This window comes from Thioclava sp. GXIMD2076 (assembly GCF_037949795.1).
Lineage (GTDB): Bacteria > Pseudomonadota > Alphaproteobacteria > Rhodobacterales > Rhodobacteraceae > Thioclava > Thioclava kandeliae.
Window position 1 is genome coordinate 2,507,878 of the sequence record NZ_CP149932.1, and the last position, 26,915, is coordinate 2,534,792.

Genomic DNA, 26,915 nt, shown 5'->3' on the forward strand with positions numbered 1-26,915 from the left:
CCTTACTTCCAGCGACCTACAGCGCGCGTGTGTACATATTTCTCAATCGAGCCAGATAGCGAGGTCGAGCTCCATGGCCGGAAAGGCACCACGGTTGTCGTGGCTGAACCAAAGGCCACTCCCGTGATAGATGCCGCCGCAGTTTCTGCATCACCACTAACAGTTGGGATCGCCGAAAACGACGCGGGAAAAGTCCAGTTAGAAGAACTTCCCTGCATGAACAGGGCCCCATCGGCAGTTGTCCATGTATACCCGCCGTGTGAGGAGCGCCGCCAGCAGATCTGCGTCCCCTCAGGAAATCTGACATACTCTCCATTCGAGTTTGAGCCGCGCTTCGGAAACACAAAGCTCCAAGAGGACCAAGCTGAGGAGATATACGTTCGATAATATATCTGGCCGACTTCAGAATATGGATAAGTCGGATAACAAACCTGAGTTTTCTCGCCACTCGGACCTTCAAAGGTTTGCACCATGCCGACACTTACATCATCCGGGCGTTCGGTATGCACACCATAGAAAGAGACGGATGCCCCTGAAGGTGCGTTATTCAGGCTCGTGATCCCAATCGATCCCATCGACACCGTGGGTCCTAAAACGCCAGCATCACCCGATTTCAACAGGCGACCGACGGTATTGTCGAACTTGCTCTGCGTGACACCGGTGCCCGCGAGTAGCGCACCCGACGCCTTCAGCACCCCGCTCTGGCCGATCAGGCTGCGCCCATCCGCCGTCAGATCGGCCATGGCCATCGCGCCGGCCCCCGTGAAGTAGGGCAGCTTGTTGGCCGCGCCACCCAGATGCGCGAAGGCCGCGATATTGTCCGAGGGCACATCGCCGATCATCGTCTCGATCCAGTCGCCCATGCCCTGCATGTATTCGCCCATGACGGGGAACCAGCCGAGGAAGCCTTGAGCCTTGGCCGCAAAGCTCGGGTCGCCGAGGATCGGGGCCTCGTTGGGTGGTGGGGTATAGGTGGGTTTTGCCATCAGGCCACTCCTGTCAGGGTAAGGGTTGCAATCGTGCGCCCGCCGCCCGAAAGCGCGGGGAAGAAGTCATCGGCCACGCCATAGACGGCGAGGGCGAAGGGCGTCATACCGTCGCCCGGGTAGAAGTAAGCGGGTGCGCCGCGCGCCTGCTCGAGCGCGCGCTGGATCCGGCGATTGGCGGCCGTGTCAAAGGCCAGCTGCCATTCGGCCTTGCGGGCCGTCGGGCGTTTGACGATCGAGACATTGCCATAGTCATCGGTCTCGCGGCGGGAGTAATCGGTAAAGCCCGAGCGCGAGCCATCGAGCACATCACCCAGATATTCCCCCCGCCCCATGACGATCTCGGCCACCGAGGCCGTGCCGCCCGGATTGGAGATGGTGATCTCGAGCGTGAAGCCCGAGAGCGCGCCCAGATCGACAAAGACCTGCTCGGGGTCGAAACTATCCTCATAGGTGAAGAAGTCGGCCCAGCTCTGGATCTGGCTTGTGTCGAGGAGATCGGCCGTACGGTCATAGACCACGCCGCCCCCCGCATCGCGGATCACCACCTGCAGCGAGATCGCGACCAGATCGATGAAGGCGATCGCATCGACCCGCGCGGGGAGCCCCAGCGTATAGGTGATGCTCTCCCCCCGCGTGGTGGCCTGCCCCAGCGTGGCATCGAACGCCCGCCAGCGATTGGTCGAGCCGACCTCCACCCAGTAATCTCCGGCATTACTGCCCGAGACCGGATGCACGCCGGATCCGGGGGCGAGGGCCTCATAGATGCGATGGGTGGCGGTGAGGATCACCCGATCGCCCACCGCATAAGAGGTGCCCGAGGCCCAGTTGCCATAGTCATCCTCGGATACGTTCGAGGCCTGCATGTTCCCCGCGCCCAAAGGCACGGGGATGATCATCAGGGCTTGCGTCATTGCGTCTCGGCCTCCCGCCGTTCTTCGATCATACGCAGCTTGCGCATGTCATTGGTGCCACTCAGTCCGAGCTGGCGCTGTTCGGTGCGCATACCGGCCAGTTCTTCGCGCAACGCCTTCACCTCGGCCAGAAGCGCCGTGTCAGCGCCCTGCCCGCCGCCGTTACCACCCGAAAGCATCCGGCGGGTCTGATCGGCCGACCAGATCCGGCTCGCGCCCGTGGCCTCGATCTCGGGGCCCTTCTCACCCACGAGCCTGAGCCCGCCTGTATGCAGGCCACCCGCTGCAAATTGCGGGATCTCGATATCGACGCCGAGATCGCGCAGCGCGCGGGCCGCTTCCTGCAGCGAGGTCTCGAGCGCCTGTTCTTTCAGGTCACTCGCGGCCGCCGCATCATTGAGGCGGGTGGCGTAGGCCATCGCCTGCTCATAGGCACTGGTGTTGAGCTGCGCGACGATGGCATTGTAGGTCGCCCGGTCCTCCTTCCGGTCGAGCATGACCAGCTGCTTTTTACTGTCCTGCGCGCTGAATGTCTTGTTGCCCACCTGATAGGAGGCCAGTGCGGCCAGCCCGCCCGAGGACCATGTCGAGAGCTTGCTCGGGGCCCCCACCGCCTGATCCGGCGTGAAGTTGGCCAGCTGGTCCATCAGGCTGTCATAGCTCGCCTGTGCCGCGGCCACCTGCGCCTGTTTCTGCTGCGCTTTCAGCAGATCGCTCTGTGCCTCCACTGCGCTCCGAAGGCCACCTAAGCTCGCACGCAGCCCCACCATGCTGGCCCGCGCCGCCTCCATCGGCGCCTTGACCGAGTTGGTCATCAGGTTGGCAAAGGCCGAGCTTGGATCAAAGCGGAAGGACCCACCCAATGTGATCCGGCCCGAGCTTGCCCCCGAGACCGCCGCCAGCAGGCTCTTCTGCTGCGCGGTGAGCCCCGAGAGATCGACCGTGCCCTTCAGCGTGCGGGTCAGTGTCCCGCTCGCCGCCCTGAGCATGCGGATCTGGTCGCCCGAGAGCGAGCCCAGCCGCATCGTGCCCACGATGATGCGCGAGACGGTGAGCGCCGCGCTCGAGAGCGCCGCCCGCTGATCGGCCGAGAGGTTAGAGGCAAAGGCGGCGCGGATGGTGATCGCCCGCGCGGCCGATGTATTGGCGTTCAAGAGCAGCGCCTTGATCTGCGCCGATTGATTGCCCGCCAGCACGCCCGTGATCTGCGCGATATAGCCGCCCTGCTGCGTGAGCAGGATCCGGCGCTGATCGGCGGTGAGCCCCTTCGAGAAGGCCGCCTCGATCATCGCCGCATAGCTGCCCTGCCCGGCAAAGACGAGCTGCCGCAGATCGCCGGTGATCCCTTTGCCCAAAGCCGCATTCACCGTCACCGCATAGGCGCCGAGATTGCCGAGCGCGAGTTTGACCGCCCGCGTATCCGCCTTGGAGGACAGCGCCACATTCACCACCCGCGCCAACTCGCTATTGCCGGCCAGCGCCACCCGCATGGTCTCTGCATCAAGCTTGCGGCCCGTCAGCAGGTTCACCGTCTTCTGCAGCTTCGACGTCGTGGCCAGCGCCAATGACCAGACCTTGGCCTGCGGTGTGCGCCCGAGCTGGAAGTCGAGCACACGCGTGAAGGCTTTGGCCGTATCGAGGGCCAGCGTCTGCACCCGCCCCGAGGGCAGCGCGCCCGCCACGATCGACAGGCTGCGCCGGAAGCCCGACGGATCGTCGAGCGCCAGTGCCTGCACTCGGGAGGAGACCAGCTGGCCCGAGACCAGATTCAGGATCCGGCGGAACTCCTCCGCCTCGCCCAGGGCCAGCTTCTGCACGGTGCCCGAGACCGACTGCCCGACACGGAAGTTGATCACCTTGTCGAGCGCGTCGATATCGTTGAACACGATCGCCCGCAGATCCGCCGGCAGGCTCTGTGCCACCCAGCGGATCGATTTGAGAAGGCTCGAGGCATCCTCGAGCGCCAGCGCCTGCAGATCCGCGGGCAGCAGCGTCCCCGACATATAGCTGATGGTCTTGACCAGCGTATCGGCCGAGGTGAGCGCCAGATCCAGGAGATCCCCGCTGATCTGCCCCTGATCCGCGATCAGGCTGATCGTCTTCACATGTTCCGATGCCCCCGTAAGTGCCAGCCACTTCTGATCGGCTGTCAGATCCGAGCGGGTGATGAAGTCCACATAGCGGGTGACACCAGAGGCGCTATCGGAGAGCATCGCCTTCAGATAGTCGGGGATCTTCGCATCCTCGACCACATCAATGGCCAGATCGATCTGTTTCTGCAGGCTCGCGTAGTTGATCTCGGCAGCCGCCGTGATGGCGCTGTCGAGATCGCCGAGCTGGGTCTGCAACATATCGATCTGCTCCTCGCTCAGCGCATTGCCGGCCGCGAGATAATCGCGGGCCTCGGTCATCAGATCGACCTGATTTTGCGTCAGGCTCGCGATGGCTTCGGACTTTGCCCCCTCGATCTGGGCGATGCCTTCCACCTGTCCCAGATCCGAGGCCACCCGTGCCTGAGCTCGCGCCACATCGAGCGCGCTGGTGGCCGTGGCAGAGACCCGATCGAGATAGGTCTGCGCCACGCCGGTCAGCCCGCTTGTGGCATCGAGATCGCCCGCTTTAGCCGAGGCCAGAGTGCTCTGATACCGCGCGGCCGAGAAGGCCAGTGCCGATTGCGGGCTCACCATCGCCGAAGAGGTGCCCCGCATCTCCGCCACGAACTCCGCGATACTGTCGGCCGCCTTATACCAGTTGGTCGCGGCCTGCGCCGAGGCCTGTTGCGCGGCCGTATAGGCGGTGATCGCCCCATCGAGCGAGGTCGAGACCTGCCCCGAGAGCGCCTCGATCTGCGCAGTGAAGGCCGAGACCTGCGGCAGGATCTCGTCAAAGACCCCTGCCATGCCCACCAGCGTGGCCCAGAGTTCGCGCCCGCCTTCGGTGGTCAGATCCATCGCATCGACCAGGGCGCGGTATTGATCGCGCGAGGCCGGCATCGCGAGGCCCATTTCGGCCAGCGCTTCCGTCGTCTGGCGGGTCAGCGTGGCCAGACGCTCGCTCTCGGAATAGACCGCCTGGTAATAGCTGCTCACGGCGGTGCCGAAGGCCTCATCGCCGCCGAAGAGCTGCGTCAGCTGGCTCGCCATATTGGCCCCCACCAGCCCCGTGGCGCGGAAGCTATTGCCCAGCGTATCCATCGCCGCATTCACCGTTTGCAGCGCCGAGGCCAGACGGTTGATGGTCTCCATCGCGCCCTCGCCCGAGGCCGAGAAGGCCTCGAGCCCTGTGATCTGCCCCGCATAGGCATCGCCCAGCCCGGTGAGCCTGTCCTGCAGCACCTCCAGCGCCTCGTCTTCCGAGAGCCCCTTGGTCGAAAACTTCAGCTCATAGGCAAAGCCGTCAAAGGCCTCGGCGCCAATGTCCAAGGCAGAGGCTGCGGCGGCGATGCTGTCCTGCACGCCATAAACGGCCCGACGGATCGGATCCGCGATCTCGCTCGAGGCGGCCGAGTAGTTCGTGCGCTTCGATTTGGAGAGCCCCCAGAACCTCGACTTCTCGATCTTCTCATAGGTCTGGACGGTGATATAGCTCCCGCCAATCAGCGCGCGGATGCCGGTATCGAGCACCTTCGTCTTGCCGATCAGCCCCGAGATCAGAAAGCCTACCGCCGCCACCGGCAGCGCGATCGCGCCCACGGCCGCCGCAAAGCCCGTGAGGCTCGAGGTCGCCCCGCCCAGCACGCCCGTGAGATAGCTGCCCGCCGCGCCCAGGCCACCGCCTGCGCCGGTGAGGCTGGTCACGAGCCCGCTTGCCCCCGAGACAGCCGCAGAGCCGAGCGAGCCCAGCGTGCCGGCAAGTCCCAGCCCGCTGGTCGCGATCGACCCGAGGCCGCCGGGCATGACGCCCGTGGCCGCCGCGGCCGTGCCGGCCACGCCAGTCGCGCCCGTCACCCCCATTGCCACCAGAATGCGGTTCTTCGCCGCCGTGGCGATCATCTGTTTGAGCCAGGATTTGAACATATCGCCAATGCTCCCCAAAGTGGTCCGGAACCCTGTAAAAAGCCCGTCGACCAGCGTGTCGGTCAGTTCGCCCACCAGCGGCAGGCTATCGGCCAGATCGGCATTGAGCTGCGCCACGGCCTTTTGCACTTCCTCCGGCGTCAGAAGGCCGTCCTTCGCCAGAGTGTTCAGCTCGCCCAGCTCGCGGCGATAGCGGTTCATCGGATCAATCAGATCGCGCCAGCGCTCGGCCTCTTTCGCCTGCGCCTTCTCGAGCTTTTGGGCGGCCTTGACGCCCGCCGTGCCCGCTTGGGTCGAGGCTTTTTGCGCCGCCGTCAGCTGGTCGAGTGTCGCGAGCTTCTCGGACATCGTCTTGATCTGCGCCTGATCGATGGCGAGCCGCGCATCGGCGGCCAGCGCATCCTCGCCCGCGGCCACCGCCGCGTCGCGCCGCGCCTGCGCTTCCAGCTCGAGCCCCGCGATGCGCGTGGCATTGGCCACATTCTGCTTGGTGCGCGTGGCCTCGATCTGCACGTCGAGCGTTCTGATCTGCGCATCGAGATTGGCCGAGAAGCCGGTGGCCGCCGCCATGGCCGAGGCCAGACGCTGGGCGGCATCCGCCGCACTGTTGAGCCCCACCGGCAGATTGGCCGCGATCTTTTCCGCCTGCTCGACATAGCCCGCCAGCCGCAGCGCCTCGATCGCCGTCTGGGCTGCCGCCGAGGCCGCCTCCTGCAGATCGGGCGGAATGCGGCCCGTGGCATCCTTCACCGCCATGAGCACCTGCGTCAGATCCTTGGCTCCGGCCGCCACCTGATCGACATCGCCCGAATTGATCCTGCGCATCGCATCGGCCACGCCGCGCGCCTCGATAATCGTCAGCCCGAACTGGCTCTGCAGCTGGCGGATGCTCGTCTGCGCCATCGCCACAAAATCCTCGCGCAGCGCGCCACCCGCCTGACGGGTCGCCGCATCGAAGCGGTCGACCTGTGCCACCAGATCCGCAAAGCGGGTGCGCAGCGCCTCGGTTGAAGCATCAAGGTCATTCATCGCCTTCAGCTGCGCCAGATCCAGCATCGCGAGGTTCATCTCGCGCGCGGCCTCGGCATTGAGCCCGAATTCCTTGCGCAGAGCGGCCATCGGGATCGCCGCCACATCGAGGGCAGACCGCAGATCTCCGAGCGAGCCCTCGAGATCATCGACCGCCTCGCCCATATCCTTGGCCTTGCGGCCAAAATCCCCGAGCATCGGCAGCACCACCGCGCCTACCGCCACCAGCGTGCCCAAGGCGCTACCGATCATCGCGAGCTTACCAGAGAAGCCCAAAGCGCCCAGAAGCTGCGGCGCCTGCATCGCAAAGGCCCGCATCACATCGGTGCCACCCGCGATCTGCACGAAGAAGTCCTGCACCTGGAACGACGCATTCGAGAAGGCCGAGGACATCCGCCCCGAGATCCCGCCCGTGCGCTGCATCACGCCGCTTGTGGCCGAGAGCTGCTCGCCCAGAAGCCGCAGGGTATTGGCCCGCGCACGGTCATCGACCACCCCCGCCGCCTGCGCGGCATTGAGCACCTCCACCGCCTGCCTGTAGCGCTGCGAGCTGGCATAGAGCGGATCGACCGAGGCGCGCAGGCTCTCATAGCTGCGCGCGGCATTTTGCGCCGTGCGCGCGGCCTCCGCCTGTGCCGCCTCGCCCGCCCGGGCCGCCTGTGCCGCCCGATCGGACGCACTCGCCACGCCGAGATATCTGGCCGCCGCCTGCTCGAGCACCTGATTGGCCGCCCGTTGGCTCGCCACCCCGCTCTCGACAAACCCCGCCACCTGACGCTGCACATCCGCATAGCGTTGGCTCGCCGCAAAGGCCGGATCGATCGAGGCGCGCAGCTGGTCAAACGACCGCGCGGCCTTGACCTCGACAGACGCCCGCACCCCCGCCCAGGCCTGATTGATATTGCCCGCCATCTTCTGCGCCTCGGCACTCGCCGCCCGCGCCCCCGACTGGAACTGGCTCAGGTCCAGCCCGAGCTTCGCCTGCATCGCACCCATCTGGCCCATCGCCATGGCACACCTCTTCTGAATGGAAAAAGGGGCAGACCGTGTGGTCCGCCCCTTGGGGTTGGTTGGCAAAAAATTTTAGAAGCCCTAATCCAAGTACATGTATGCAGAGATCCCAGGCACTAGAGCGAAGAGCGCTATATTTTTGATTGTTGAGCACAACGACCATTTTCCTTCTGGATGACTACTCATTTCTGAAAGAAACAAGCTGGAAAATGCCACCAAAACGAGGAACATATTTACCTTGGATTCTGCGAGTGCCTCCGTACCACCTGACGCTAAGCTATTAAGTGTTAGCGCATATGCGGCCCCGATTGATGCTCCCGAGAAAACGCGACACACGTCTCCCCATAAATACAAAACTACCCAGTCCTTTTTATTCTTAGATACATATCCGTATGCACCAAGACCGATAATGGTAGCTATCAGAGGTAAAAAAATGACGATCAAGGTAATCGGTAAATTTGACGACGTGCCAAACATCAATAGCGATAATCCTACTGCAATTATAAGAGCAGCGATCCAAGCCAGAGCTACTCTAATGAGCATTGTCTTGATCTTCGAGCAATAACAATTATCCCACATATTAATTCCCATATTTGTCTGTATTGAACCAACTGTAGTTAAGTATATCAGTTAATAAGCGAATAATTTTTTACTGATCGCATAAAGCTTCCACGCCCCCCACGGCCAACGGATCCTCCCCCGCCTGCCGCGCCGCAAAATACCCCGCGCACATCTCGAACAGGAGCTCCGCCTCCCATCCTTCGGTGATGCGCCCCGTGGCCTGCATGAAGGCGCTGATTTCGGGCCAGTCGGTGGCGCGCAGATCGAGGCCGGTGGAGCGGACCGGATCGAGGCGGATCATCGCCTCGACCAGATAGCCGCCCGCATCGAGTTCGGGCAGCCCGAGAGGGCGGCCCATGCGCTCGGCGAAGGCCAGCCGGGTCTCGTTCCACGATTTCGGCGTGGAATGCAGATGGCCCAGCTGGCTTGCGTAAGCGATCAGCGCGCGTTTGCGTTTCCCAAGTAACTTTCGCGCTTGGAGGCAAAGGCCAGCACCTGCTCGGCAAAGCTCTTCTCGCCCTCCTGCCCGTTGATCATCTGCAGGTTCAGGAACCAGCGCAGATCGTCCTCGGAGGTGGTCAGCGCCGCTTCCCCCCGCGCGATATTCTCGAAGCCGGTGATCAGCGGCACGGCGCCATCGACCATCTGGGCGTGGAGATCCTCGAGGGTGCGGGCCTCCTCGCTTTCTTTCTTCGGCTTGTCCTTCAGCTTGGCGCGCTGGACCGCGCGCAGGGCCGATTGCACCGCGCGGCTCTCGGTGCCGCGCACCAGCACCACGCAGGGTTTGGTCCGCGCCTCATCGGCAAAGAGCTCCTCGCCCGAGGCGGGGTCTTTGAGATGCAGGCGGGCGGGTTTGTCTGCGGCCGAGCGGCTGTCGAATTTGGTGAAGTCCATGGCTCATATCCTTGGGGTTCGGGTTCAAGCAAAAGGGCGGCTGCGGGTGAACCACGCCCGCAACCGCCCGGCTCCGGCGCACGCCCGCGCCGGAGATCTCTGTGTGTTGGCTTAGGCCGCCGCGACGCGTACCAGCGCCGAGTTGATGCGGAACTGGCCGGTCATGCCCTTGGCGGTCGAGGCCGTGCGCGAGCGGTCGCGGATATTGGCGACCTTGGTGTGGAAGTAGATCACCTCGCCATCGGGATCGGTGATCTTTACCGACACATCCTCGTTGGTGTTGGACTTGGCCTTGAGGATCTCCTGCCCCGCATCGGTCTCGCCGGTGAGAAGGAAGGTGAAGTCACAGGTGCCGCCATCGAGCGCGCCATTGACGTGCAGCGTGCGGCCCTTGAGCGTGGTCTCGGTCGTATCCTCGGAGGTATCGCCGATCTCGCCGAACTCGGTGATCTCGCCCACCTCGGCAAAGCCGGTGAGCGCCGCATAGCCCGCTGCATCAAGCGTCGCGGGTTTGCCCTCGGCCACTTCAACAGTGGCGCCGATATAGGTGCGTTGGGTCATGGCTTAGCCTTTCTTCTCGGGAGTGGCGGCGGGTTTGGCCTCCGCCGCGATCACGATCGCGCCCGAGCGGATCCGCCCGCCCAGCACGTTGCGGTTGTCGATCAGATCGAGCACCGGTTGCGGCAGCTCGGTCTCTTTGCCTGCGGGCAGGATATGACCGCTTGGCAGGGTCAGATCACTGGCCCCGGTATTCTTGACCTTCGGCATCGCGAAGCTCCTTTACTGTGAGGAAGGATCCCCGCGCCTTACCGGCGCAGAGGTTTGAGATATTGGAGCGTGAAGCTGATGACGGCGGTGCCGATCACCGCCTCCCCCTCGCCATTGAGCGTGGTGGTCACCTCCTCGGGCGTGAGGGTGACCCGTTCGGTGCCAAACGCCCCCATCACCGCCGCCTCGATCGCCTCGACATCGCGGTCGAGCTGATCCTCGATCTCCGCGCCGCCCAAGCGTTTGATCACCACCTGCAGGAGCACCTCGCGCTCGAAAGAGGCGAGCGTGCCCGCCCGCCCCCGCTCTCGCGGAGTGGCAACCCCCATCACCGGCAGGTCATTGGCCGAGAAGTTGCCCGCCCAGGCCGAGACCAGCGTAACGCCCGCGAGATCAGGGGCGCTGGCGAGCGCGGCCTTGGCCAGTTCGCGGAACTGGGTCCGGCTCATGTCAGACCTCCTTCAACTCGCACAGGATCAGCGCATCCCCAGCGGGGGAGCCCGAGGGGTGGATCGTGGCGAGGCGATAGATCTTGCCCTGCCCCGGATCGATCCGGTCGTCCCGTGCGAGCTCCGGCACCAGATCGCGGCTCACCCGCCATGTGGGCGCGGCAATCACGATCGGGGCGCCGTCCTCGCCCTCGATCTCGATGGGAGCGGTGCGGAAGATCGACTGGATCTCGCGCGGGGCCCCGCCTTTGGGCATGTAGCTGACCACATCGCCAAACACCGCGCTCAGCACCCCCGCCATGCCCGCAAAGACACCCGTCACCGGATGCCGCCATCGAGGAGCACCACCCCGATCTCCGACGGATCATCCGCCGCCTCCATCGCCACGCCCACGAGGCTATTGCCCGAAGCCACCGTGGTCACCACATCGCCTGCGGCCGCCAGATAGATCTTGGCGCCCACCGTCCAGGCTTGCGCCGAGGTCTTGGGCAGCTCGAACACGCCGCGCCGGATCAGCGTCACGGGATCCCCCGCTGCCGCCTTGCCTTGCGCCACCCCCGTGAGGCCTCCGATCTTCACCAGCTGGCCTGCCGTTACTGCGGCCTCGGCGGTCAGGGTGATATTCTCGCCCGCTTGCACATAATTCTTCATCGCGATCTCCTTCTCGCATGGGTCGTAAATGACGACGGGCGCCACAAAGGGCGCCCGTTCGTCAGATCCGGTCTCTTCACGTCACGCCCGATCAGGCGCCCGCGTTCTTATAGGTGCCGCGATACTCGACCGCCGCCGCCCCAAAAATGTGGCGCGCATTCATCGTCACCACATCGGGGTTCATGCCGTCGAGCGTCTCCACCGTCGGGGCCTCATAACCCTCGAGATAGGCGTGCTGGATCGGCGGCATGTCGGAGGAGACCAGATACCAGGCGGTATCCGAGCCGCCCGCCGCGGCGCCCAGATGCCCCACCGTCGAGGGCGTCAGCGAGTTCGAGAACGGGTTCACATCCGCCGTCTTGGCCGGGGTAATCGTGGTGATGAACTGCCCCGCCACCATCTCGAGCGCGGGCGGCACGATCAGCCGGTCGGCCTCGATCGAGAGGAAGTCATCGCTGTCTTTCGAGCCGAACGCCCGCTGCTCCCACATCGCCTTGCGGGCGGCGGCAATCGAAGCGACCGAGATCGCGGCCGCGGTGCCCGCGAGATTGCCGTGATCGGCATGGAAGAGCGCCTTGCCATCGGATTTGAGCTTGGCGTTAGTGCGGAAGAGCGTCCAGACCATCGAGCTTTCCATCAACCGCGCGGCGGTGGCGAACTCGGTCGGGATGCGCTGGAAAGCGCCCATATCGTCATTGATCACCGCTTCAAAAGTGAGATTGATCGTGCGCCCACGGCGCTCGACCTTCAGCCCTTCCGCCTCATCAACAAGACGGGCCTGTTTATACTCGCCATTCTCGCCCACAGGCTTCAATTGGAAGTCGCCCCCGAAGCGGACCGCATGCAGCTCGCGGAAATCGGCTGCCGAGATCGGTGCACCGGTCACCAGCTGCCAGCTGGCCGCGCGGCGCTGATAGGCGGCCAGAAGTGTGCGCTTCATCACCTCGGTGGTGATATAGGCAAAATCGCTGACACCGAGCGCCCCGCCGGTCATGGTGGTGGCCATCATGCCGCGCTTGACTTGCGCTGCCTCATCATAGCCGCGCGTGGCCCCGCCGAGATCCATCGCCATGCGCTTGATCCGCAGCCCGCGATAATCGGCGGCCGGCCCATCGGTCTTCTTCATCAGCGCCCCGATCATGCCTTCCATACGGGTGTCGGTCTCATCGCGCGTGATGCGGGCCGGATCATGGGCGGGGCTATGGCTGCGGCTTGGCGCTTCGGCGGCGGCCATCTGGGCCATGAAGCGGGTGCCGGCATCGCAGAGCGCCGTGCCATCATCGATGAGCGCATCGATATCGGCCTGCATCAGCCGGCCCGAGGTCAGGAAGGGCGCGGCCATCTCGCGGATGCCCTTCACCCGCGCCCGCTCGGCCGCCACCGGATCGGGCTGCGGTGCGGTCATCTGGGGTGCGGGCTGGGGCGCCGGTTGCGGCGGGGCCATCATCACCGGTGCCGGTTGCGGGGCCGGTGCGGGCGGCGTCTGGGTTTGGGTGGTCGTGGGCGTGGTCATCAAAATCTCCTTGGGGTTGGGGGTGGCGCGGCGGGCCGCGTCCGGAACACGGGACAGGAGCTGCTCGAAGCTCGCGCCCGCACTCATGAAGGCCGCCTGCGCGGCCTCCATCGTGGCAAATCTTGTCAGGCTGGAGGTGGCAGCGGCACTGTCCTCGCCCGCGATCCCGTCGGCAAAGCCCTGTGCCACGGCCTCTTCGGGGCCATACCAGGTCTCGGCCTTCATGATCTCGCGGACCTCCTCGGGCGTCTTGCCCGAGGCGCTTGCATAGACGGCGGCATAGGTCTGGGCCGAGGCTCCGATCACATCGGCCTCACGGCGCATCTCGGCTTCGGTCCCGAAGACAAAACCCGACGGGTCATGGATCATCAGCTGCGAGCCCTGCGACATCAGGCGGCTGGTCCCTGCCATCAGGAGAAGCGAGGCGGCCGAAGCCGCAAGCCCCTCGACCACGATGGTGGTCCCGCCCGGATGGGCCGCGAGGATCGCGCGGATCTGCTCGCCCGCCCAGACATGGCCGCCGCCCGAATTGACCCGCACGGTCACCGGCCCCTCGCCCATGATCTGCAGCGCTTCGCGCACCATGCGCGGCGCGAAGAAGATATCGCTCTCGAGCATATAGCCCGCATAGTCATCCAGCAGCACCGTCCCGCTCAGGATCAGCTCGCCGCCCACAATCAGGTCACTCGCTTTCATCATCTCTCTCCTGTGTCTGTGCACCCGCCGCCGCTTTGGGCTGGACCGGATCGAGCCCCGCCGCCGCGTCTGCCGCGTGGTCCTGCGCCCGCTCGGCGCGGATCGTGTCAGGATCGCGCCCAAGCTCGCGCTGGGTGCGCTGGCGGGAGTTCAGCCCTGCCTCGACTTCCTCGATCATCGCGGGGATCTCTTTCGTCGGATCGACAAGGATCCGCCGGGGCGGCGTCCAGTCGATGGTGAAGGCGGGAAGCGCCGCCCCTTTGACCGCCAGCCCCTCGCGGAACCAGCGCTCCATGCCGCGGCAGAACTGGCCGATCATCAGCCCGCGCTGCCACATGCGCACCAGCCGGTCCATCTCCATCCGCCCCATCCGGCCCGAGGAGAAGTTCACGCCCTTCAGATCGCCCGCGAGCGCCTCGTAGCTGATGCCGAGGCCCATCGCGACCATGCCAAGGCCACGGCGCATGAACTCGTCATAACCGTCGATCCTCGGCGGGTTGGTGAAGTTGGGCTTTGCCCCCGCGGGGAGGTTGACCACCGCCCCCGGGGCCAGCTCCTCGAGCCCCGCGCCGGCATTGGCCGGACGGGTGGCCGCATCCTCCCATTCGATCACCACCGCCATCAGCGCGGCCATCTTCTGCTTGAGGATCTGCGCTTCCTGATAATCGCCCAACTCGCCCAGCGTCATCATCACCGGCGCCAGCCACGGCACACCGCGCAGCTGGTCCGCGCGGTCAAAGCGGCGGATATGCAGGATGTCGGACCAATGCACCCGCGTGGAGCTGAGAGCGCGACGGTTCTGCACGGCGCCCGGATGCTCGTTATAGAGGTGATAGGCCTCGATCGCGCCGGTGGGCCCGTATTCGATCCCCTCCACCACGAGGTTCTGCCCATGCGATTGCACCGTCATATCGAGATAATCAGCCTCGATCAGCTCGACCTGATAGGGCAGCCGCAGCTGCGGATCATGGCGCGGATTGCGCATGCGCCTACGCACCAGCACCTCGCCATCGGCAAAGACCGTCGACATCACGATCCCCTGCATCTCGAAGAGGTCATACTCGCCAAGCGCATCGATATCGGGGGTCAAGAGATGCTGGAGCGCGGCCTCCACCTGCGTTTTGTCCTGCCCCTTGCCTTGCCCGCCCTCCATGCGGATCGAGGGCGTGATCCCCTCACCCACCACATTGGCCACCACCACATCGCGCCCGCGCGCCGCATAGGGGCGGTTGCGGATCATGTCGCGCGAGAGATTGCGCATCCGCGCGCGATGGCCGAAGGCTGCGGCATCGGCCGAGGAGCCCGGCGCTTTCCAGCCATAGGTGCGCCGTCCGCGCGAGGCGGCATCGAAGTTCATCAGCTGTGCGGCCCCCGCTCGGGCGCGCAGCCGTTTATAGCCCGCTTCAGGACTGAAGAAGGACACCATACGGTCGATCGGGTTCATGGATCTCAGAGCCCCCGCAATGTTCTGGGATAGCTCACCTTGAAGCGGCCCGTGCCTGCGCCCGAGAGCTGGTCTTTCATCATCACCAGCGTGGCGCGCATCTCGTCGAGCGTGCGGCATTCCACCCGCTCGCCATTGATCTGCACCACCCGCGCGCCGGTCGCGATCGCCCGCTCCATGCGGGTGATATCTGCTGCTGTCCAAGCCATCTCTAGCGTCTCCGAAGATATCTGATGCCCATGTTCGCAGGTTGCGGGCGCGGTGTGTAGGGAGGCGTATCGGGATCACCCGCCGCCTCTGGTTCTGTCTCTTGATCCGGCTCGGATGCGTCCGGTTCGGGTGCCTCGCCCGCTTCCGGCGCAAGGCGCACGGCCAAGGGATTGGCCACGCCCAGCACCGCCCAATCGGGCGGATCCTCCCAGTTGATGCGGCTCAGGCCCTTATGCTCGGCCAGTGCCAGCGCCTGCACCGAGAGATCGAGCGTCTCGTTGCGTTTGACGCCGGCCTTCAGCTCGTAGCCCTTCGGGCCACGGCGCTCGGCCAGCAGTTCGGCCAGATGCTCTTCCTCCAGCCAGTCGGGCGTGTGCTGCGCGCCGGGGCCCCGCTCGAACCGCCCGAGTGCCGCCATCACCGAATCCTTCAGCCGGTCGGTCGCCATATTGAGGAGCCGGACTGCACGGGCTTTGCGGCCTTTTGAGCCCCGCGCGGGGGCGGCATACCAGACCTGGTCCGAGAGGTTCGGCCCGCCCCGCCCGATGGAGAGGAACCACAGATCCCCCTCGCCCGCCTTGCGCCGCCCGCGCCAGAAGCGCTCGGCATGGTCCGACCACCCCGCAGGCCCGTTGAAGTCCACCGCGACCGCGCAAGGGGCCAAGGCCCAGGGCTGGCCCTCGACCGGATAGGTGCGGCCGGCCAGCTGGGTGAGTGCGCCGGCATCCTCGGCATAACGGCCGGGATCGAGGGCGCGGACCTCGCCCTCGTCGTTGCGGGCTTTTGGCGCCCCTTCGGGCGGTTGCGCCAGCGCGAAGCGGTCGATAATCACGCGCTCGCCCTGCGCGCCCCAGGCCATGACCAGCGCCTCGAAGCGGTTGCCCTGCACATCGACCGAAGTGGTGATGAAGCGCGTCCAGCCGGGCGCGGTCCTGCGGTCGAGCCTCACTGCCTGCTCGGAGAGCATGGTGGTGGTCAGCTCGCCCTCGATCTGCAACCCATGCGGCACATAAGGCTCGCCGCGCTCGGTGAAGTAGACGCGGGAGAGCTCGGTATAATCGCCGAACTGCTCGGCCTGCCGGAGTGCCAGCTCGTAGGAGGTCACGATCCCTTCCCAGCTGGCAAAGGCCGCCGCCGCCCCGTTGAGCGAATAGCTGGCCACATCGGTAGCGCGCAGATCCGGATCACCAATGGTCACCAGTGCCCGTTTGCCATCCGCGCCAACGGTCGTGCCCTCATGCAGCCAGCCGCCGTGCCCTTTGAGGATCTGGCGGTTCATCTCGTTCTTGTGCCGGTGGCTGTAAAGCGCGCCGCAATGCGGGCAGCCCATCTCGGCCCGCGCCCCTGCAACGGCAGGCTCGAGCGTGTTGTCATAGCGCAGGTGTTTGAAGTGCGGCTCGAAGAGATCGCCGCATTCGCGGCATTCCCAATAAAACCGCCCCCGCGTCCCCTCGTTATAGATCCGCACGATGCCCCCAGACACAGGCGGCAGCTCATGCGGGTTCTGTGGCCCCGCCTTCCAGGTCTCGTCGGTCACCGGAAAGGCCGGTGTGCTCTCGAGAAGCACGCAGCCGCGCGACATGAAGGTCCGGATCCGCTGGCGCGCCATCCCGTAGGGGCTGCCCTCGGGCGCGTCCTTCGGCCCCAACACCTGCGGCATGTGATCGTAATCGGTCAGCAGCACCAGTCGCTGCGAGCGCGAGGACAGCTGACGCGCCACCGGATAGCCGATGGTGAGCCGCATCCCTTTGAAGCGCTTGCGCGAGAAGGTGCTGTCATCACGCGCCCGTCCCAGCCGCTCGCGCACCATCCGGCTATGCTCGATCATCGGGTCGAGCTTCTCCTCCACCCAGGCATCGGCATCGGGCTTCGACATATGGATGATCTGCACCGGAGCCGGCGCGCACATCACCGAATGCACCGCCACCGTGATCAGCATCGTGGTCTTGGCCGATTGCGACGGCCCCACGAAGCAGACCGATTTGAACTTGCGCGACTGGGTGATATCGGCAGGCTCGACCATATAGGGCGCGACCGAACGGTCAAAGAGCGACCAGTCCGTGCCGATCGGCACCTGCATGAACTGCTCGGCCGCATCGGTCACCGAGATCCGCGAGGGCGGATCCAGAAGCGGCAGCGCATCGGCCAATAGCTCGCGCGGCTGCGTCCAGGCGGGCAGCGGCGGGATGGTCAGCACCGACGCCCCGCGATCCATCATCTCGACCATGTCCTAAAGCCCCATCTCGTCCTGACGGAACTCCGCCAGATCCTCCACCACGCCCGCACCGAGGATCGAGCGCTCGATCCGCTCGCGCATCTTCATCACCACCTTGTCGCAGCGCGCCTCGACCTTCGCGACCTCCTCGACCCCGAGCCCGAGATCGCGCTCGAGATGGTCGGGCATCGTGCCCAAGGCCGTGGCCACCACCCCGATCAGATCCTCCAAGAGCTCGGAGACCCGCGCCGCCCGCACCAGCTCGCCCCGCTGCTCGGCCACGCGGTTACGGTGATACTCGGCCTCGGACCATTCGCGCAGCTGCTTGGCGGTCAGCCCGCCCTCTTCCTCTTCCTGCTCCTCATCGAGGTTGCGGAAGGCGAGCGAGGCCTGCATCGCATGCGCCTCGCGCGAGGCCTTGGTCGCGCGGCTCTGTTCGTCCCGCGCCATGCGCCAGGCATAGCATTGCGAGAGCCGGAACTCGTAGGAGACACCGTTCTGGCCCGCGGTCTCCACGGGCATGCCTTGGCCCACCCATTTGCTGACCGAGTTCTCCGAGACATTGAAGGCGATGGCGAGCTGTGCGCGGTTCATCACCCCATCCGCCAACCCGTCGGGCAGCGGATAGAGCGCGGTATCGAGCACGCTCCCGTCCGCCAGCGTGACAAGGTTGTCCATCGGACACTCCCTCCAATCTCAAGAATAACAACAACAACCCCAACCCCACCTGCGGGAAACTCCAGAACAGGTGAAAGTCACGGGGTGCGAATTACCCGCATGCGGGCATGGGCCCGGAAGGACCCGTGGGGCTTACCCGAAGCGCTTGGCGATCATCTTGGCGAGCGTCCGGCCCAGATGGACGGGCAGCCGCGTCTCGTAGATCCGCTCGGCCTCGGCGAAGAAGCCGAGACGCTTGTGATAGACCGGCACCTTGTCCGACAGGATCGCCACGCGCTCGGCGATGCCCGAGGGCCCGCGCTTGTAGATGTCCTGCGTGAGCCCCGCTTTGGGCACGAAATACCGCGCCCGTTTGGGTTTGCGCTTGCGCGAGGCCGTCGTCTCGTTAGCAGACCGGTCCCGCTGGGCATTCAGCGCCGAGAGCACCTGATTGCGCTCGCCCGTCGACCAATTGCCATAGGCATCGAGCCGCGCGCCCTCGGCAGGGATCACCGACTGGATAATGCCTTCAAAGGCGAGGTTCTGCGAAAGCAGCTTCTCGAAACCCGTCTGCCCCCGCGGCCCGCCCTCTTCCTGCACCTTCAGGTAATGGCGCCGGCCGATTGTCGCGCGCTCCTCGACCGACGCCTCCAGATCGGAGCTGCGGGCTTTGCGAACTCGGAACGCGTTCTGCGTGAACCGCGTGGGCCGGTCGAAGACCACATTCATTCGCTCCGCCACATGCGCCCGGGCCTCCTCCACCGTGTCATTGAGCGCCCAGGTCGAGGCAATCGCCACATCGCGCTTGGCCAGCGTGTCGAGGGCAGTGGTGAAGCCGGAGGTGTCGAGGATGGGGTTAGGCATTGCAGAACCATTCGGGCGAGTGCGGAAAGATCACCTCCTCGGCCACGAGCTCGGCATTGGCTGGCAGGAGGCGCGACACTTCAAAGACTGCGCGCCCGCCGATCAGACCGAAGAAGCGCAGGACAAGATAGCCGATCGGTCCCTCCGGTCCGACCATCCGGCAGCACCATTCATTCGTGGTCTCAACAGGAGCGACCGTCGAAGCCTTGAAGGACACCCGCATCCGCACCCCTCGCCCATCCTCCGACGGGTCGAACCATACGCGTTCAACCTTATGCATATCGCCACCGATGTCTGGAAATGGAAAACGCCCGCAAGGTCTTTCAACCTTCGGGCGCTCGTGTGGTGACTGCAAAATGTCAAATGGCTTTGCCGCAGTCAATAACTATTTTTCCACGGAGAGAGCGGAGGCTGGCCAGCAGAGACCCTGATCGTATCGAGGTAGCCCGGAACACGCAGCTGGATTGACACCTCTAGCAACGCTCCGCACCAGTCGAGATAGGCGCGACGACGACGCGCCGCATCGACGCCGCCACCGATAATCCTGATTGGACAGAACTGGCTGGTGACCTCGCGACGATGGCGACATGCTGACAGATACTCCCACGTCTCTCCGTCCACGGCCTGAGCAATCTGCTCTCCATCATCATCGAACTCCCAACCAACCGGCACCACATGACGTCGCGCAGATCCCCGCCAATCCGGCGCAGTCCCTGCCCGCGCATGGGTCGCCACCAGTACCGCCATCTCGCGCCCGAACATCGGGTTCAGCTCCAGCGCCTCGACCGCCGCCGCGATCATCGCCGCGTCGGGATGCACATGCGGCGCAGGGCCAGCGCCGCCACCATCGACGCGGCAGCCGAGCTTGGCCTGTTGCATCATCCGCCATTCGGGAGAGACGCCCACGCGATCGAACTCATGCGCCCCGCTATGGTCGAAATCCATCCGAGCATTCTCCGGCCCGAAGGCCCATTCCAGCGCCGAGCGCACACTCATCACCCGAGGCCCTGCCGCCACGATCCGGTCCCGCCGCACATCCGTCATCATCATTGCTCTGCCCCTGCCAGCTTCGCGATTTTCTCGCATTGGTTCATCGCCACCTGCCGCCGGTGGCGGAAGGCCATGTCGTCATCGGAGACCTGCCGGCCGGCGGCCATGTTCTCCTCGATCAGCATCAGGCGGCGCAGGTTCTCCCGCGCCTTCTCGCGCAGCTGGCTGGCAGCGAACGCATTGGGCCAGCGGCGGGTATCCTTGACCGCACGGCGCAGCTCGGGCGCCCAGCCATCGCGCAGCGCCTCGCGCCCCATGCCGCTGGCAAAGACCGCGCGCATCAGCGGGCTGCCGGTCTCTTCGGGCGGATCGATCTCGGCGGCCTTCTTCAGGATCTGCGCGCCCGCCCAGATCCGGTCCCCGCGCGCCCCGCCCGGATGCGCGACGATCTCTTCCTTGAGCGCATCGAGATTGATCTGGGACATATAGGCGAGCTTGCCGCTCACCTCCTCGATCATCTCCTCGAAACCCGCCTTGGTCACGGTCGAGGGGCGCCCGAGCCCCAGCCGCATGAGCGGCTCGAAGAGCACCGCCCGCACACGCTTCTCGCCGGTCGCCTGTTCCACACTGTCCATGTCACCGCTCCTTTCTCAGCAATGGCCGAAAGCCCGCCGCAAGCAAGACGCTCAGGGCGGTGCGATCCGGTATTTCTCTTTTCTTTTCATCTCTTCTCTTCTCCTTTCGGCGGTTACAGAAACCGTGCAAAAAAAGGGAAGACAGCCGAATATTCACGGAAAATTCCGTGTCATTTCCGTTTTGATCTGTGTTTTTCCGTAACCGTTCCGGAATATTCTGTAACCGTAACAGAATATCACTGATTACACAGAAACTCCGCATCACCCTTGGGCCTCCATGAACTCGTTGAGAGCCTGTCGCACCAGCGCCTCGCGCCGCTGCTTGCCGGGATAGTGCTCCTCCAGGAATGCGTTGAACCGGTCGAGGAACATCGGGTTGTTCATCAGCTGCCCTGCCCCGATCCGCTCCTTGATCATCGCCTCGAGATCCTTGAGCTGCTTGGCCACCTTGCGGTTCTCGGCATCGGCGGCATTGCGGCGCTTCGACTTCAGCGCCTCCTCGGCCACCTCGGTCACCACATTATGGGCATAGCGCACCTCGCCATTGTCGCAGCGCACCTTGTACCAGCCGTGAAGCGGGGTGATGTCGCGTTCACAAAGCTGCTGCCAGCGCTCGAGCGTGATCCCCAGCGCTTTGGCCAGCAGCCGCTCATTCGTGGGCAAGGTGCCGACCGGCGTCTCGTCATGCGCCTCGCAGAAGAGCTGGAAGCCATACCAGCCCACATCGGGCTCGGCCAGCTGGCGGAACTCGCTCTTCCGCCAACGCTTGAGGTTCCATTGGATGAAGAAATGGCTATCGAGCCGCTCTTCGGCGGAGATCGGATAGGAGGGCATGCTGTTATCGCCCACCACCGTAAAGCTGCGTTCCGCACCCATCACATTACCCCTTTCGCTTCGACCATGACGGGCACCCCATGCGAGGCGGCCCATTGCACATCGGCCCAGATTTGCGGGCAGCTTGCCCAGCCCCGGCAGGCGGGCACCCAGAGCGCGCCGGCCGCGTTGCGGAGACCTGCGACCTGTTTGGCCCAACCGACCGGCTCGTTGATTTTGAGATGCATATCGACCTCGAGCATCGCCGCCCCGAGGATCACGGGCGAGACCGCCCAGATGCCCATGCGCGACAGCTCGGCACAGGCCCGCGCCGCCGAGAGCGCGTCGGCTTCGGTGACCTGGTAAAGATCAAGGCGGACAGTCGAGGTCACATAGACAGGCTTTCCGCCCGAGCGCCCGACAACATCCGAAGGCCCTACCCCGAAGACGATCGGGCCGGACCAGTCCTGCGGTTTGGCCGAGTGCGACAGTCCGGCCCATTCATCAAACGGGGCGCCCATCACCTGCCCCCCTTCGTCTGGATCGTCTGCATCAGGATCGCGCGAAGCCCGGTCATCTCGGTGATCGAGTCATCGACTTCCGGCAGCGCTATCTGCGCGTCTTCCCACCGGCCAGACCGCGCGGCCTGCAGAGCGTAGAAGATCGCCTCGCCATTTTCTTTGATGGCATCGGCGCAGGCGCTCGTGAGCTCCTCCACCACAGCCACCTCGATCGGTTGAAACACGCCGCCCGCAAGCGCCGCGAAATGGCTTGCAAGAATGGCCGCCGCTGCGGGATCCATCCGCGCCATGCGGTCGAGGTAGTTCACCCCCAATCCGCCCGGACGATCCTCGCGCATCTCGGTGCCGTAGCTCAGGACCGAAGGCGCAAGCCCCGTCGCCGCCGACGCCTTCCGCACCCCGCCAAACACGTCATAAACGTCCGACACCACATCTTGGATCGAACCGGCCTCAACAGGGCGCATGTGAACCTCCGGAAAAACTGTTCGCTAGGATCTGGACGCGACCCGCGTCACAAAGAGAGCATGGATTGGAAAAATCAGATTTCAGCGGGGAGGCTCGCATCATGCTGCCTCCCCGTTTTTTGGAGAGACCCAAGAGCCCGCCATAACTGCACCTTTAGTGAGGTCTTGTATCTTCACAGCAATGGTCAAAGAGGGAAGTTTTCGACCGCGCAGAAGATCACTCAGGTACCCTTTGGATACCCCCAGACTCCCTGAAAAGTCTGTTTGGGAAATCTGATGTAGAGAGAGATATTCTTTGAGCGTCATCATAAACAACGTTCTCCCACAGAGAACACCGTCAAGTCAACGTGAAGTTTTCTGTCAGCGAACAGTTCGCTCACGGATTATCGATTTTTCAAACCGCATAGATGACAATCAATGCATGAAAATCGACATCAAATCAGCGCTTGAAAAGCGCAACATGAGCCAACAACAGCTCGCCGACGCGATAGATGTCGGAAAAGGCTATCTATCGGAGATAGTGAACGGCAAGAAGAAGCCCTCCTTTGATGTACTCGTACGAATACTAGAGGCTTTGGACGCAGATATATCCGAAATAGCCACCACCCGCCCACCGATCGCGGTGCCTGGATACGCCGGCGCGGGCGACGAAGTCTCGCTAGTAGATGACTACACCAAAGGCAACGGGATGTATAAAATCCAATGCCCACCACAAATTTCGCCAAAAGGCATAGTCGCCGTTGAGATCAGGGGCGACTCTATGGAGCCAGCATATTCCTCAGGGGATATCGTGCTATTCTCTAGGGACACCCACGATGGCGTACCGACAGAGGCCATCGGCCGCAAAGTAATTGCGGAGACTTCCGATGGCATGATTTGGCTTAAATATATGAAGGAAGGGACCGAAGCCGGCACATTCAGCCTCCTATCCTTAAACCCAACGGGCCGGAACCTTCACAATGTTCATTTGAAATGGGCAGCACCAGTTCGCTTCCATATTCCAAAAGATCTAGTCAATAAGCAGTAATCACAAATCCATCCAGACTACCGGATGCCGCAAGACCTCCACTAAAACACCCCCATTCAATAATATTTTCAAGAGATCCGCCCATCCCGCAGAAAGGCCCGCTGATAGCGGGCCTTTCTGCTTAGACGCGGTACGTCATCCCACACGAATCAACTTGTTCTCTTATGGCGAACTTTATTGTTGACCGTTGGGTTCTCTGTGTGCGAACTATCTATTTACCGGCAGCGACACAAGAGCCTGCCGCCCCTCAGGATGGAGCCGCGCTATGCAGACGTTTTACCAGACCACCAACTCACGGAAGTCCCTCGGGGCCATCGTCTGCGCCTGCGCGGCTCTCCTTCTGCTGCTGATCTATCTCGACCCCATCGCGCAGATGACCTGCGCCCGATGGCAGGCCGAGAACCCCGCTTTCTGAGATCGGTTGCCTGTCTACTGCTCGCAACCCAACTGCCGGGCGGTGCTCTGCCTGACACCGCCCGGCCTTTTCTCGAGGAGCCCATCGTGAACGCCATGACGCCAATCCCCCAAAATACAGAGACGCCCGAGCTCCTCGCCCGCACAGCCCATAACATCAGCCGCACCAACGCGGGCAAGCCACCGACGAAACCCGATGCCGACTTCAAGGTGGCTGAGGATAAAGCCTATCAGGTGACCGGCGACGAGCTGCGCCAGTTCATCGAGCGGTTCGAGAGCCTCGAGGCCGAGAAGAAGGATATCGCCGAGCAGCAGAAGGACGTGATGGCCGAAGCCAAGGCCCGCGGCTACGACACAAAGATCCTCAAAAAGATCATCGCTCTGCGCAAGCGCGACAAGAACGACATCGCCGAGGAAGAGGCGATCATGGACATCTACAAGCAGGCGCTCGGGATGGACTGACAGCATCCGGCCCCACCCCCTTTCCTCCCGGGGCCAGATACGGGGCGGCGCCCAATACCCACCAGCGCCGCCCCAAGATCCCGAGCTTCGGCCAGCGCCTATCGGGCCCTGCCCCAAACTCAGGAATTCGGCGTGTCCCACGCGCGCCGGACAGGCGGACGCGGCAACCAGTTCGGAGGCCTGCCGCGTCCGCCGACCATCATGAAAGGAAACGCGATGACCGCATCCACCAGACGCAAGCTCGCGGCGGCGGCAGATGACTATCACGAGCAGATCAACCGCAACCGGAGCGTCTACCTTATGGGCTGCCCCTCCGATCAGGACAGGATCGGCGCTTTGCGCGCGATTGCCCGCGAGCACGGCCTGACGATGGAGGAACTCTGCCCGCATGTGGGTGTATGCGCCGGAAACATCTGTGCCGGCCATAGCCCCGCGGCCCGCGCGGCCCTCAGCCTCGGCGCGCCAAAGAAAACGCCCTCATTCTGATCTTTCAGCACCCGCCTCTGCCCCGAGCCGTATATCCTGCGAGAAGACACCATGACCTTTGCATCCAGCGCTTGCTCTGCGCTCTCAGCCGTCCTTACGATCGACCCCATCAGTGGAATTGACGCATGACCGAACATTCGGAAGACATCAGCCTCGAAGAGTTCACGCGCCGGTTCACGATCGCTGCGATCAAGCTTGCAGGGTTCGAGACATTCGAGGATGGCAGCACGGTGGCCGCTTACTGCAAGGAAGCCGCCACGGGCTATTTCAACGACCCGCTTGCCCGACAGGAGGGCCCCGAGGCCTGCGCGGTCGAAGACATGCGCTATTGGGGAGCGGAATAGATGGGCAAACCCGACTTTCCCGCCTTCATGCGCAATGCCACCGCCGCCCGCTTCTGCGACATGAAGACCTCCGAATTCAATGCGCTCGTCGCGCGCGGCGCGCTGCCCGCCCCCGGACCGCTCGGCCGCTGGGATCGAGAGTCATTGGCCGCCGTTCTGCGCGGCGACAATACCAAGCCGAAAGACGAATTCGACCTATGAAGAAGCCCGACCTGCCATATCTCACCGCAAAGAAAATCAGGGGTAAGGAGCGGCTGTTCTACCGCACCACCTGGCTCGAGGGCGGCAAGCGCCGCGAGCGCTATATCGAGATCACAGCCGATCCCAATACGCCGGAATTCATGGTCGAATACTGGTCCATCCGGTCGGGAAAATCCCCGAAGGTCAGGCGGCAGCTCGTCAAGACGAGCTGGCGGGTCCTGATCACCGAATACAGGTCGAGCCCGAAATTCCGCAAGCTCGCCCCGCGCACGAAGCAATCCTACAATATCTGGCTCGAGAAGATCCTTGCCAAGAATGCCGACAAGGATGTGCGGGACATGGACCGCGCCACCGTGCGGGCGATGCAGCAGAAGCTGAAGGACACGCCGCGGCAGGCCGACTGGTTCGTCCAGATCGTGCGGATCCTGTTCAACTTCGCCGCGAAGCAGCTTGACTGGAATGTCAGAAATCCGGCGGAGGGCATCGACCTATTCGGCAAGCAGCGCGAGTTCGAACCGTGGCCGGAATGGATGGTCGAAAAGGCCAGAGCCGCGCCGGAGAATGTCCGCACGATCATCGAGCTGATCCTCGGCACGGGGCAAAGGCCGAGCGCCGCCATCGCGATGCGCCGCGACCAGTTCGAGGGGGACATCATGACGGTGACCGACGAGAAAGGCGACGAGGCCTATCAGGTCTACTGTCCCGACGGGCTGCGCAGCTATGTCGAGGCATTGCCGATTCGAGGGCGCCATCTGGTCCCGAAGAACATGAGCCAGGCGATCAGCTACAGCGCGGCCGAGAAAGCCTTCAGCGCCTGGCGCGCGACGCTCGGAGACGAGGCGAAACCCTTCACCCTGCACGGGCTGCGCAAGCTGTCGATCGTCCGGCTGGCCGAGGCCGGCTGCACCGATGCGCAGATCCAGGCCATTACCAACCAGTCGCCGCAGATGGTGGCCTATTACCGCAAGAAAGCCAGCCGGAAACGCCTGTCGAAAGCGGCCCACAAGCTTGCGGAACAGAACAGGGACAGAACATGAAAGTGGGAACCGGATTGGGAACGGTGGGGAGCGAGGTGCTCGACCCTATTGCAAACCAACCTGTTTTTCATTGAATTTCAGATTGGTACGGGCGGCCGGACTTGAACCGGCACTCCTCTCGGAAGCGGATTTTGAATCCATTATCAAGATATTGATTTTATTCAATAGTCGATTGAGATACCTACTAAACGTATACCGAACATAACGTGAAATGTGCGAGCAACATTCCGCCAGTATTTAGCTAATAACGCAGTTCCATAGAAGCATTCTTCTGCAGCTGCGAGCGGAAACATTTGTAGCTAAAAGAGGTTGAGATAGTGCACGCGCTATCCGCCCTTTGCTGACACCCACCCGGCGTTAAAGATGCTGCGCTGCTGCCCGTCGATCCAGACATTGCCCCAAACGCAGCCCATCACTACGCCTTAGTAAGCGAGCTGCTATCAGATCCGAAATATGGTCTGGTGGAGACTACGAACGGAATGGAGATTCTGCTCCCTTGTTCTAATTGTGGCGGCCAACAGTTTCCTGTGCGAGGCCATCTGCATCTCCAATGAGTTGCGAGATGCGGGCTTTACACGCGCATATTTGTCAGCTCAAATTGAGATTATTGTACGATTGGCAGCCGTTCTCGCAGAAGACCCGC

General features: G+C 63.6%; 29 protein-coding genes. 7 read left to right on the forward strand and 22 right to left on the reverse strand.

Annotation, left to right across the window (positions count from 1 at the left end; translation table 11 throughout):
• Positions 1–2: 2 nt before the first annotated feature.
• The 22 genes from WDB91_RS12395 to WDB91_RS12500 form a co-directional block, all read right to left on the reverse strand.
• Positions 3–986, reverse strand: coding sequence for a hypothetical protein (locus WDB91_RS12395; RefSeq protein WP_339112862.1), 984 nt, complete (start codon positions 984–986; stop codon positions 3–5).
• Positions 986–1,900, reverse strand: a complete 915-nt coding sequence (locus WDB91_RS12400) for a hypothetical protein (RefSeq protein ID WP_339112863.1) — start codon at positions 1,898–1,900, stop codon at positions 986–988. Before WDB91_RS12400 ends, WDB91_RS12395 begins: the two co-directional genes overlap by 1 nt.
• Positions 1,897–7,956, reverse strand: a complete 6,060-nt coding sequence (locus WDB91_RS12405; protein ID WP_339112864.1) for a hypothetical protein — start codon at positions 7,954–7,956, stop codon at positions 1,897–1,899. Before WDB91_RS12405 ends, WDB91_RS12400 begins: the two co-directional genes overlap by 4 nt.
• A 649-nt stretch (positions 7,957–8,605) precedes the next feature.
• On the reverse strand, positions 8,606–8,875 hold the full coding sequence (locus WDB91_RS12410) for a hypothetical protein (protein ID WP_339112865.1): 270 nt from the start codon (positions 8,873–8,875) through the stop codon (positions 8,606–8,608).
• An 80-nt stretch (positions 8,876–8,955) separates the two neighbouring features.
• Entirely contained in the window at positions 8,956–9,411 is a 456-nt protein-coding gene (locus WDB91_RS12415) for a hypothetical protein (protein ID WP_339112866.1), read from the reverse strand.
• A gap of 111 nt (positions 9,412–9,522) precedes the next feature.
• The gene (locus tag WDB91_RS12420) at positions 9,523–9,972 is read right to left on the reverse strand and encodes a hypothetical protein (protein ID WP_339112867.1); all 450 of its coding nucleotides are present in this window, start codon (positions 9,970–9,972) and stop codon (positions 9,523–9,525) included.
• A gap of 3 nt (positions 9,973–9,975) precedes the next feature.
• Positions 9,976–10,179, reverse strand: coding sequence for a hypothetical protein (locus tag WDB91_RS12425; RefSeq protein ID WP_339112868.1), 204 nt, complete (start codon positions 10,177–10,179; stop codon positions 9,976–9,978).
• A gap of 38 nt (positions 10,180–10,217) precedes the next feature.
• On the reverse strand, positions 10,218–10,628 hold the full coding sequence (locus WDB91_RS12430; RefSeq protein ID WP_339112869.1) for a hypothetical protein: 411 nt from the start codon (positions 10,626–10,628) through the stop codon (positions 10,218–10,220).
• Between the two features lies 1 nt (position 10,629).
• Positions 10,630–10,950, reverse strand: coding sequence for a hypothetical protein (locus WDB91_RS12435; protein ID WP_339112870.1), 321 nt, complete (start codon positions 10,948–10,950; stop codon positions 10,630–10,632).
• On the reverse strand, positions 10,947–11,279 hold the full coding sequence (locus WDB91_RS12440) for a DUF2190 family protein (RefSeq protein WP_339112871.1): 333 nt from the start codon (positions 11,277–11,279) through the stop codon (positions 10,947–10,949). Before WDB91_RS12440 ends, WDB91_RS12435 begins: the two co-directional genes overlap by 4 nt.
• Positions 11,280–11,370: 91 nt before the next feature.
• The gene (locus WDB91_RS12445; protein ID WP_339112872.1) at positions 11,371–13,491 is read right to left on the reverse strand and encodes a head maturation protease, ClpP-related; all 2,121 of its coding nucleotides are present in this window, start codon (positions 13,489–13,491) and stop codon (positions 11,371–11,373) included.
• Positions 13,475–14,932 (reverse strand): phage portal protein, encoded by a 1,458-nt coding sequence (locus WDB91_RS12450; RefSeq protein ID WP_339112279.1) that lies wholly within the window; start codon positions 14,930–14,932, stop codon positions 13,475–13,477. Before WDB91_RS12450 ends, WDB91_RS12445 begins: the two co-directional genes overlap by 17 nt.
• 5 nt (positions 14,933–14,937) lie before the next feature.
• Positions 14,938–15,141 carry a hypothetical protein gene (locus tag WDB91_RS12455; RefSeq protein WP_339112278.1) on the reverse strand — a complete coding sequence of 68 codons (204 nt, stop codon included), beginning with the start codon at positions 15,139–15,141 and terminating at the stop codon, positions 14,938–14,940.
• A gap of 2 nt (positions 15,142–15,143) precedes the next feature.
• The gene (locus WDB91_RS12460) at positions 15,144–17,369 is read right to left on the reverse strand and encodes a terminase gpA endonuclease subunit (RefSeq protein ID WP_339112873.1); all 2,226 of its coding nucleotides are present in this window, start codon (positions 17,367–17,369) and stop codon (positions 15,144–15,146) included.
• A 3-nt stretch (positions 17,370–17,372) separates the two neighbouring features.
• Positions 17,373–18,035, reverse strand: coding sequence for a DUF1441 family protein (locus WDB91_RS12465; RefSeq protein ID WP_339112276.1), 663 nt, complete (start codon positions 18,033–18,035; stop codon positions 17,373–17,375).
• 132 nt (positions 18,036–18,167) lie between these two features.
• Positions 18,168–18,878, reverse strand: a complete 711-nt coding sequence (locus WDB91_RS12470) for a hypothetical protein (RefSeq protein WP_339112275.1) — start codon at positions 18,876–18,878, stop codon at positions 18,168–18,170.
• Positions 18,871–19,158: a hypothetical protein gene (locus tag WDB91_RS12475; RefSeq protein ID WP_339112274.1), complete on the reverse strand. Its 288-nt coding sequence runs from the start codon at positions 19,156–19,158 to the stop codon at positions 18,871–18,873. Before WDB91_RS12475 ends, WDB91_RS12470 begins: the two co-directional genes overlap by 8 nt.
• A gap of 98 nt (positions 19,159–19,256) precedes the next feature.
• Entirely contained in the window at positions 19,257–19,928 is a 672-nt protein-coding gene (locus WDB91_RS12480) for a hypothetical protein (protein WP_339112874.1), read from the reverse strand.
• A complete protein-coding gene (locus tag WDB91_RS12485) occupies positions 19,925–20,503 on the reverse strand; it encodes a hypothetical protein (protein ID WP_339112272.1) in 579 nt (192 codons plus the stop codon). The genes WDB91_RS12480 and WDB91_RS12485 overlap by 4 nt, the downstream gene beginning before the upstream one ends.
• Positions 20,504–20,764: 261 nt before the next feature.
• On the reverse strand, positions 20,765–21,379 hold the full coding sequence (locus WDB91_RS12490; protein WP_339112875.1) for a hypothetical protein: 615 nt from the start codon (positions 21,377–21,379) through the stop codon (positions 20,765–20,767).
• The gene (locus WDB91_RS12495) at positions 21,379–21,837 is read right to left on the reverse strand and encodes a DUF1937 family protein (RefSeq protein ID WP_339112876.1); all 459 of its coding nucleotides are present in this window, start codon (positions 21,835–21,837) and stop codon (positions 21,379–21,381) included. The genes WDB91_RS12490 and WDB91_RS12495 overlap by 1 nt, the downstream gene beginning before the upstream one ends.
• Positions 21,837–22,301, reverse strand: coding sequence for a hypothetical protein (locus tag WDB91_RS12500; protein ID WP_339112877.1), 465 nt, complete (start codon positions 22,299–22,301; stop codon positions 21,837–21,839). The genes WDB91_RS12495 and WDB91_RS12500 overlap by 1 nt, the downstream gene beginning before the upstream one ends.
• 421 nt (positions 22,302–22,722) lie before the next feature.
• Between WDB91_RS12500 and WDB91_RS12505 the strand changes: the two genes are divergently transcribed.
• The 7 genes from WDB91_RS12505 (at position 22,723) to WDB91_RS12535 (ending at position 26,272) form a co-directional block, all read left to right on the forward strand.
• On the forward strand, positions 22,723–23,328 hold the full coding sequence (locus WDB91_RS12505) for a helix-turn-helix domain-containing protein (protein ID WP_339112878.1): 606 nt from the start codon (positions 22,723–22,725) through the stop codon (positions 23,326–23,328).
• A gap of 265 nt (positions 23,329–23,593) precedes the next feature.
• A complete protein-coding gene (locus WDB91_RS12510; protein WP_339112879.1) occupies positions 23,594–23,743 on the forward strand; it encodes a hypothetical protein in 150 nt (49 codons plus the stop codon).
• A gap of 209 nt (positions 23,744–23,952) precedes the next feature.
• The gene (locus WDB91_RS12515; RefSeq protein WP_339114519.1) at positions 23,953–24,204 is read left to right on the forward strand and encodes a DUF2312 domain-containing protein; all 252 of its coding nucleotides are present in this window, start codon (positions 23,953–23,955) and stop codon (positions 24,202–24,204) included.
• Between the two features lie 216 nt (positions 24,205–24,420).
• Positions 24,421–24,690, forward strand: coding sequence for a hypothetical protein (locus WDB91_RS12520; protein WP_339112880.1), 270 nt, complete (start codon positions 24,421–24,423; stop codon positions 24,688–24,690).
• A 125-nt stretch (positions 24,691–24,815) separates the two neighbouring features.
• Positions 24,816–25,034, forward strand: coding sequence for a hypothetical protein (locus WDB91_RS12525; RefSeq protein WP_339112881.1), 219 nt, complete (start codon positions 24,816–24,818; stop codon positions 25,032–25,034).
• The gene (locus WDB91_RS12530; protein WP_339112882.1) at positions 25,035–25,235 is read left to right on the forward strand and encodes a hypothetical protein; all 201 of its coding nucleotides are present in this window, start codon (positions 25,035–25,037) and stop codon (positions 25,233–25,235) included.
• Positions 25,232–26,272: a tyrosine-type recombinase/integrase gene (locus WDB91_RS12535; protein ID WP_339112883.1), complete on the forward strand. Its 1,041-nt coding sequence runs from the start codon at positions 25,232–25,234 to the stop codon at positions 26,270–26,272. Before WDB91_RS12530 ends, WDB91_RS12535 begins: the two co-directional genes overlap by 4 nt.
• Positions 26,273–26,915: the final 643 nt, after the last annotated feature.

What these genes read in the sequence shown, in the direction of transcription:
- WDB91_RS12495 (WP_339112876.1), bottom strand. Translation starts at nt 21,837, where the DNA reads ATGGGCGCCCCGTTTGATGAATGGGCCGGACTGTCGCACTCGGCCAAA.
- WDB91_RS12415 (WP_339112866.1), bottom strand. Translation starts at nt 9,411, where the DNA reads ATGGACTTCACCAAATTCGACAGCCGCTCGGCCGCAGACAAACCCGCC.
- WDB91_RS12420 (WP_339112867.1), bottom strand. Translation starts at nt 9,972, where the DNA reads ATGACCCAACGCACCTATATCGGCGCCACTGTTGAAGTGGCCGAGGGC.
- WDB91_RS12430 (WP_339112869.1), bottom strand. Translation starts at nt 10,628, where the DNA reads ATGAGCCGGACCCAGTTCCGCGAACTGGCCAAGGCCGCGCTCGCCAGC.
- WDB91_RS12455 (WP_339112278.1), bottom strand. Translation starts at nt 15,141, where the DNA reads ATGGCTTGGACAGCAGCAGATATCACCCGCATGGAGCGGGCGATCGCG.
- WDB91_RS12520 (WP_339112880.1), top strand. Translation starts at nt 24,421, where the DNA reads ATGACCGCATCCACCAGACGCAAGCTCGCGGCGGCGGCAGATGACTAT.
- WDB91_RS12485 (WP_339112272.1), bottom strand. Translation starts at nt 20,503, where the DNA reads ATGGACAGTGTGGAACAGGCGACCGGCGAGAAGCGTGTGCGGGCGGTG.
- WDB91_RS12530 (WP_339112882.1), top strand. Translation starts at nt 25,035, where the DNA reads ATGGGCAAACCCGACTTTCCCGCCTTCATGCGCAATGCCACCGCCGCC.
- WDB91_RS12440 (WP_339112871.1), bottom strand. Translation starts at nt 11,279, where the DNA reads ATGAAGAATTATGTGCAAGCGGGCGAGAATATCACCCTGACCGCCGAG.
- WDB91_RS12465 (WP_339112276.1), bottom strand. Translation starts at nt 18,035, where the DNA reads ATGGACAACCTTGTCACGCTGGCGGACGGGAGCGTGCTCGATACCGCG.
- WDB91_RS12535 (WP_339112883.1), top strand. Translation starts at nt 25,232, where the DNA reads ATGAAGAAGCCCGACCTGCCATATCTCACCGCAAAGAAAATCAGGGGT.
- WDB91_RS12405 (WP_339112864.1), bottom strand. Translation starts at nt 7,956, where the DNA reads ATGGCGATGGGCCAGATGGGTGCGATGCAGGCGAAGCTCGGGCTGGAC.
- WDB91_RS12445 (WP_339112872.1), bottom strand. Translation starts at nt 13,491, where the DNA reads ATGATGAAAGCGAGTGACCTGATTGTGGGCGGCGAGCTGATCCTGAGC.
- WDB91_RS12470 (WP_339112275.1), bottom strand. Translation starts at nt 18,878, where the DNA reads ATGCCTAACCCCATCCTCGACACCTCCGGCTTCACCACTGCCCTCGAC.
- WDB91_RS12505 (WP_339112878.1), top strand. Translation starts at nt 22,723, where the DNA reads ATGAAAATCGACATCAAATCAGCGCTTGAAAAGCGCAACATGAGCCAA.
- WDB91_RS12450 (WP_339112279.1), bottom strand. Translation starts at nt 14,932, where the DNA reads ATGAACCCGATCGACCGTATGGTGTCCTTCTTCAGTCCTGAAGCGGGC.
- WDB91_RS12525 (WP_339112881.1), top strand. Translation starts at nt 24,816, where the DNA reads ATGACCGAACATTCGGAAGACATCAGCCTCGAAGAGTTCACGCGCCGG.
- WDB91_RS12400 (WP_339112863.1), bottom strand. Translation starts at nt 1,900, where the DNA reads ATGACGCAAGCCCTGATGATCATCCCCGTGCCTTTGGGCGCGGGGAAC.
- WDB91_RS12410 (WP_339112865.1), bottom strand. Translation starts at nt 8,875, where the DNA reads ATGGGCCGCCCTCTCGGGCTGCCCGAACTCGATGCGGGCGGCTATCTG.
- WDB91_RS12475 (WP_339112274.1), bottom strand. Translation starts at nt 19,158, where the DNA reads ATGCATAAGGTTGAACGCGTATGGTTCGACCCGTCGGAGGATGGGCGA.
- WDB91_RS12500 (WP_339112877.1), bottom strand. Translation starts at nt 22,301, where the DNA reads ATGCGCCCTGTTGAGGCCGGTTCGATCCAAGATGTGGTGTCGGACGTT.
- WDB91_RS12510 (WP_339112879.1), top strand. Translation starts at nt 23,594, where the DNA reads ATGCAGACGTTTTACCAGACCACCAACTCACGGAAGTCCCTCGGGGCC.
- WDB91_RS12460 (WP_339112873.1), bottom strand. Translation starts at nt 17,369, where the DNA reads ATGGTCGAGATGATGGATCGCGGGGCGTCGGTGCTGACCATCCCGCCG.
- WDB91_RS12490 (WP_339112875.1), bottom strand. Translation starts at nt 21,379, where the DNA reads ATGGGTGCGGAACGCAGCTTTACGGTGGTGGGCGATAACAGCATGCCC.
- WDB91_RS12425 (WP_339112868.1), bottom strand. Translation starts at nt 10,179, where the DNA reads ATGCCGAAGGTCAAGAATACCGGGGCCAGTGATCTGACCCTGCCAAGC.
- WDB91_RS12395 (WP_339112862.1), bottom strand. Translation starts at nt 986, where the DNA reads ATGGCAAAACCCACCTATACCCCACCACCCAACGAGGCCCCGATCCTC.
- WDB91_RS12480 (WP_339112874.1), bottom strand. Translation starts at nt 19,928, where the DNA reads ATGATGATGACGGATGTGCGGCGGGACCGGATCGTGGCGGCAGGGCCT.